Consider the following 4,209-nt stretch of genomic DNA (forward strand, 5'->3'; position numbering starts at 1 on the left):
CTGATAATACCAAGGGCTGTTATAAGGGAATAGAGGCGGATATCCATCAGGGCTAGAGCGGATAAATCCGCTCATTAAAAAGCCGAATATATGGCAGCAATGAACTTTGAAATTCTATCAATTACTATCTTGTAATCGGAGAGAGTCCATATATGGTATAACTCCCGCCTTTTGTGCTTGAAATAGCGTGTTAGCGATGTGCAAATAACACATAGACACCCAAAGACTTCACTTATCACGTAAAAGCTCTTACAATACCGAGGCCATTTTTGTTGCAGATAGTTATGTATAACCCATTGTCAAAGCTAGTTTTAATGATAACGTTATTGGTTGCCCTTGTTGGCCAAACCATGGCTTTTGACTTTGTAGGCAGCAAGGTTTCAGCTTCAATCATAGAAGCAGCCGAGCATCAAACTGTAGTATTGAGCGATGGTAACCTGTCCACAGATACCGATGACTGTTGTGATACACAGTGCTGTGAAAATGACTGCATTTGTCCAGACAACGCATGTACTACATTTGTTTTCATCACACTTCGGCTCAACGTTCCATATCGATTACATACTCATGACCTAGATATTGGTCTGACGCATCGGTACACCGGACGGCATGTGCCGCCCCTTGAACGACCACCTATTTTACCTTCTCTATTGATACCGCTATAGCCTGAACCTCAGGTTTTATATCCCGTAGGCTAACTACAACCAATACAAAATAATACCAATGTGCGTAGCCGTCAGTGTGCAACGGACACAGCATGCGTTGTTATACCACTTTGTCTTAATACTTGCTCAACTTGAGTGAGTAATACCAATTAGACTTAATAAAGCAAGTTGGTATAAAAGCAAAATATGTTGCAACTGAACTTTACAGCTTGAGTGCTTGGTATTGCTATTCAAATGAAGTAGACATTGCTGAACGTTGGTGTCACACCCAACGCTTTGTATTATTAGAGGTAAAAATGCGATATACATACTCTAAAGTGGCACTCGCCATCCTATTAGCTCCATCTATATCTCATGCTGGAGAACAGCATCACCATGAGCATGACGACAATAAAATTGAAAAGATTCAAGTAACGGCATCACGCTTAGGACGGATCGTAACCGAGTCAGCAACAAGAACAGAGATTATAAATGGTGAAGAAATCCAAGAAAAAGCCCTAATGCGTCCGGGTAATATTTCCATGTTAGTTGCCGAAACAGGCGGAGTGCGAGTGCAAAATACCTCCCCAGCCCTTGGCAGCGCCAATATCCGTCTACAAAGTTTATATGGTAGATACACCCAGTTATTGAGTGATGGATTGCCACTCTATGGCGGGCAAACAGCTTCAATTGGGTTATTGCAAATCCCGCCCACTGATTTAGCCAACGTTGAAATCATCAAAGGCTCAGCCTCCTCGCTTTATGGTGGCTCCGCACTTGGTGGAGTGATTAATTTGATCTCTCGTACTCCTTCAGATGAATTTGAAGGAGAAGTATTACTCAATGCTACATCAAAAAGTGGTCAAGACATCACTTCGTACTTCGCAGCACCTATTCATGACACCACAAGCATGTCATTAACTGCTGGGATACACCATCAAGCTCAACAGGATTTAGATGATGATGGCTGGCTTGATATGGCAGGATATGAACGTGCAACAGTTCGCCCTCGCCTATATTGGGAAGGTGAAGATGGAGAAAGCTTGTATTTTACGCTTGGCGCAATGACAGAAAATCGTGAAGGCGGTACTCGAGAAGGAGCAACACTAGCTGATGGTAACCCCTTTGTTCAAAGTCAGGACTCACAAAGCATAGACGCTGGCTTTATCTTTGATAAGCCACTAGCACAAACACTGAGCCTAAACCTACGAGGCTCGATGATGCACCAAGAGCATGATCACATTTATGGTATCGTTGAAGAAAATGACACCCATGAAAGCTACTTAATTGAGTCTAGCGTATCCGGGTATAACGACCATATTGCATGGCTTATTGGTATGGCATATCAAGAAGATAGCTTTGATTCACAGGACTTTTCAACTTTTAATTATCGCTATCAGGTACCGGGATTATTTTCACAGGTAGATTATGAAGCAAGTGAAGATCTTGCTGTGTCATTGAGCGCGCGTACGGATTGGCATAATGAATTCGGCACTCAGTTTAGCCCGCGTATTTCGGTATTATACAACCCGGAACATTGGATTATTCGAGGCTCTTACGGACAAGGTTTTTTTGCCCCAACACCTTTTATTGAAGACATCGAAGATACGGGCTTGTCACGCCTTATGCCCATCACCGATCTTGAGGAGGAGGAAGCAACAACTGCCTCTATTGACCTCAGTTATGTCACTGATAAATTTGAGAGCAGCATTACTTTATTTTCCTCTGACGTTGAAAATGTCACGGCGCTAGAAGTTGTTAATTCGAATACGCCTTCACAGCAGCAACAGGTTCGCTTAATAAATACGAGTGGCCAGAGCGAAATACGGGGCGCAGAGTTACTACTGCGTTATCGTTGGCATGATATCAAATTCACAGGAAGCTATTTATACACAGATGCTACTAAAAACAGCATGTTTGATGCCTCTCGTGTACCACTTTATTTAACCCCAACACACACCGCTGGTGCAGTTATCATGTGGGAGAAACATGGCAGCCACTTATTGGGTTTTGAAGCTTACTACACGGGCACACAACACCTTGAAAACAACCCATACCGAACCAAAAGCGATGCCTATTGGCATCTCGGTCTACTTGGGCAAATTACAGTGGGAAATATTAGCTATTTTCTGAACGCAGAAAATTTACTCAATGTAAGGCAAACTAAAGAGGAACCGCTGCTGTTAACTGCACAAGCGCCAAGTGGCCGCTGGACAACTGACATTTGGTCACGCAATGATGGATTTACCGTCAACGCTGGTATACGAATAAAATTTGGACTTTAATGATCCCTTAACAAAAATAGAGTAAACTATCTAAACTTAGTCATTTTTAATTAACTTAAAAACAAAAGCCAATGTTAATTCATTACTTTAAAAATAATATATTAAGTCAATGACTGAGTTTACGTAGTTAACCTGAGGCTGGATAAAAGAGCGCTAAGCCGTTATAGGTTCTATTCGCCCCATTTAGCTAGCACGCTTTGAGCATAGCTTCACGTATCAAAAGCGCGCCACGGGATAGTTATCCAGATCTCAGGTTAGTTGATAACTGTATGTATTAATAAGGATTATTTTAATGAAACTTAGTTCAATCGCCGCAATAGTCAGTCTAACGCTATGCAGTGCAACATTTTCTGTTGGTGCCACCGAACAAGAAGAAAAAACAGCAACAATCGGCGAACAGATCTTAGATAAAGTAAAAAGCAAACTATTAAATGGTTTTGGCTCTTTACTTGCCGACGCTGTATTTGGCTCTGGTGGCCCGCAATACGTAATGCTTAGCGAAGAAAGCCTACAAGCGATACAAGATAGAGTTAGAAAGGAAATTGTTCGTGATGCTGAGTATGACTTTATTGCAGAGTTTCGCAGTGTAGAGGCAAGCTTAAAACATTATGGAGATACCGTAAAATACAAGGGTGAAGATCCAGTGTTATTAGGTGGTCTGTTAATTAAAGCCAATGATTTAATTAACCACAGAGCACTTAACAGTCGCTATAATGATGACTTTTTCTACCTTGCTGATACCTACGCGCTAGCTGCATCTGTAGTCGTTGCAATATATACTGAGCGTCACTTAGCAGGGCTGGTACCTAAGTCTACCGTCGTGACCGCAGCAAGAAATTTAGCCAACCAACTCAGCACAATGCTCGCACAGAAAAAACAAGCCGATCTCCCACTTAGATCAGGCTGTGACGACCCAGACCCTTATGATCAAGCGGTTGAATATAGATGCTGGCTAAGAGACCCGTACGGTAATCACCTAGCGTCTTATGTGGTTGAACCTCAGTACCCTGAAGACCATGCTTATTGGGAGAGTAGAAAAGCACAAGCTGAGCTGGAATACAAACAAACAAAGTTTGATAAGATCCAAGCCGTTATCGACCAGTTAAGAAACCTGTAACGTATCGCATACTCGCGTACATTATAAATACGCTGAACGTGGCTTAACTTTTAGCTAAAGCGATATTACGCTGTTAACCATAGCTATTTTAGTTGATTAATACCAATTCGCTTAATTAAGTGATCTATTTTGAGGCGAGAGAATCTTGTCGATAACCAGGCAA

3 protein-coding genes are annotated in these 4,209 nt (G+C 42.0%); all 3 read left to right on the plus strand.

Annotation, left to right across the window (positions count from 1 at the left end; genetic code table 11):
- The first annotated feature begins 314 nt into the window (after nt 1-314).
- The 3 genes from D9603_RS19725 (at nt 315) to D9603_RS19735 (ending at nt 4,046) form a co-directional block, all read left to right on the plus strand.
- Nucleotides 315-665: a hypothetical protein gene (locus D9603_RS19725; protein ID WP_128732592.1), complete on the plus strand. Its 351-nt coding sequence runs from the start codon at nt 315-317 to the stop codon at nt 663-665.
- A gap of 296 nt (nt 666-961) precedes the next feature.
- Complete coding sequence (locus D9603_RS19730; protein WP_128732593.1) at nt 962-2,929, plus strand: TonB-dependent receptor; 1,968 nt, start codon at nt 962-964, stop codon at nt 2,927-2,929.
- Between the two features lie 292 nt (nt 2,930-3,221).
- Nucleotides 3,222-4,046, plus strand: a complete 825-nt coding sequence (locus D9603_RS19735; RefSeq protein ID WP_128732594.1) for a hypothetical protein — start codon at nt 3,222-3,224, stop codon at nt 4,044-4,046.
- Nucleotides 4,047-4,209 lie beyond the last annotated feature (163 nt).

Origin of the sequence: Pseudoalteromonas sp. PS5 (assembly GCF_004103255.1) — a bacterium.
Lineage (GTDB): Bacteria > Pseudomonadota > Gammaproteobacteria > Enterobacterales > Alteromonadaceae > Pseudoalteromonas > Pseudoalteromonas peptidolytica.

What these genes read in the sequence shown, in the direction of transcription:
- D9603_RS19730 (WP_128732593.1), top strand. Translation starts at nt 962, where the DNA reads ATGCGATATACATACTCTAAAGTGGCACTCGCCATCCTATTAGCTCCA.
- D9603_RS19725 (WP_128732592.1), top strand. Translation starts at nt 315, where the DNA reads ATGATAACGTTATTGGTTGCCCTTGTTGGCCAAACCATGGCTTTTGAC.
- D9603_RS19735 (WP_128732594.1), top strand. Translation starts at nt 3,222, where the DNA reads ATGAAACTTAGTTCAATCGCCGCAATAGTCAGTCTAACGCTATGCAGT.